Below are 1,188 nucleotides of genomic sequence, written 5' to 3'. Positions count from 1 at the left end.
GCCGGTGTCCCGTCCTTGGGACACCGGCCCCTCGGCCGTGAGGTTCCTACTCCGCGCTCTCGCCCTCGTCCGCGCGCCTGCGCTTCAGCCACAGCGCCGCGCCGCCGGCCGCCACCACCAGGCCGCCGCCGACCGCCAGCAGCCCCGCGTCGGGGCCCATCGAGTCGCCGAGCACCGGGCCGAACTGTGCCGCCGCCGGCTCCGGGGAGACCTCCGGCTCCGACTCCGCGACCGGCTCGGCGTGCGCCACCGCACCGCTCGACAGCAGGACCCCGGCGGCCCCCAGCGCACCGGCCGCACAGACTCGCCGTCCGAGCCGCTTCAGCCCGGCCACCCGGCGGACCGGACGCAATCTCCGCATCGAGAACTCCCCAGGGCTCGTTCGCGTACCGGGCCGACGCTATCCGATCCCGCACAGGGTTCTCACACCGATTCAGGTTTGGACGGGCAAGCGTTGTACGACTGTTGCGTATCCCGCACACGGTCCTGACGAGCGGTCAGGAGTTGTACGTGCTCTGGGCCCGCTCCAGCCCCTCGGACAGCAGCGCCTCCACCGCGTCCGCCGAGCGGTCCACGAACCACTCCAGTTCCTTGCGCTCGGTCGCGGAGAAGTCCTTCAGCACGAAGTCCGCGACCTCCATCCGGCCCGGCGGGCGGCCGATCCCGCAGCGCACCCGGTGGTAGTCCGGGCCCAGCGACTTGGTGATCGACTTCAGCCCGTTGTGGCCGTTGTCCCCGCCGCCCAGCTTCAGCCGCAGCGCCGCGTAGTCGATGTCCAGCTCGTCGTGGACCGCGATCAGCGCCGAGGCCGGCACCTTGTAGAAGTCGCGCAGCGCCGTCACCGGCCCGCCGGAGAGGTTCATGAAGGACATCGGCTTGGCCAGCACCACCCGCCTGCCCGCCAACCGCCCCTCGGCCACCTGCGCCCGGCTCTTGTGCGCCTTGAACTTCGCGCCCATCCGCTGCGCCAGCAGGTCCACCACCATGAAGCCGATGTTGTGCCGGTTCCGGGCGTACTGCTCCCCGGGGTTGCCCAGCCCCACCACCAGCCAGGGGCCGTCGTAGTCCTCGCTCATGCCCCCGCGCACCTTTCCGTGATCCGCTCGCTCATGTGCTGCTCCTCGCCTTCGCGCTCGACGTCATCATCCCGGACACGCCGCTGCCCCGGGCGCTCCGACGGGAGCGACC

General features: G+C 71.9%; 2 protein-coding genes. Both read right to left on the bottom strand.

Translation table 11 applies throughout. From position 1 onward, the window contains the following. Positions 1-46 precede the first annotated feature (46 nt). The gene (locus tag ACFU7Y_RS44075) at positions 47-361 is read right to left on the bottom strand and encodes a hypothetical protein (protein ID WP_224281800.1); all 315 of its coding nucleotides are present in this window, start codon (positions 359-361) and stop codon (positions 47-49) included. Positions 362-497: 136 nt separating this feature from the next. After that, positions 498-1,076, bottom strand: a complete 579-nt coding sequence (pth, locus tag ACFU7Y_RS44070) for an aminoacyl-tRNA hydrolase (protein ID WP_224281799.1) — start codon at positions 1,074-1,076, stop codon at positions 498-500. Positions 1,077-1,188 lie beyond the last annotated feature (112 nt).

Origin of the sequence: Kitasatospora sp. NPDC057542 (genome assembly GCF_042801945.1) — a bacterium.
GTDB lineage: Bacteria > Actinomycetota > Actinomycetes > Streptomycetales > Streptomycetaceae > Kitasatospora.
Note: the sequence above shows the minus strand (reverse complement) of the source record. Positions and strands in the feature narration are given on the sequence as shown.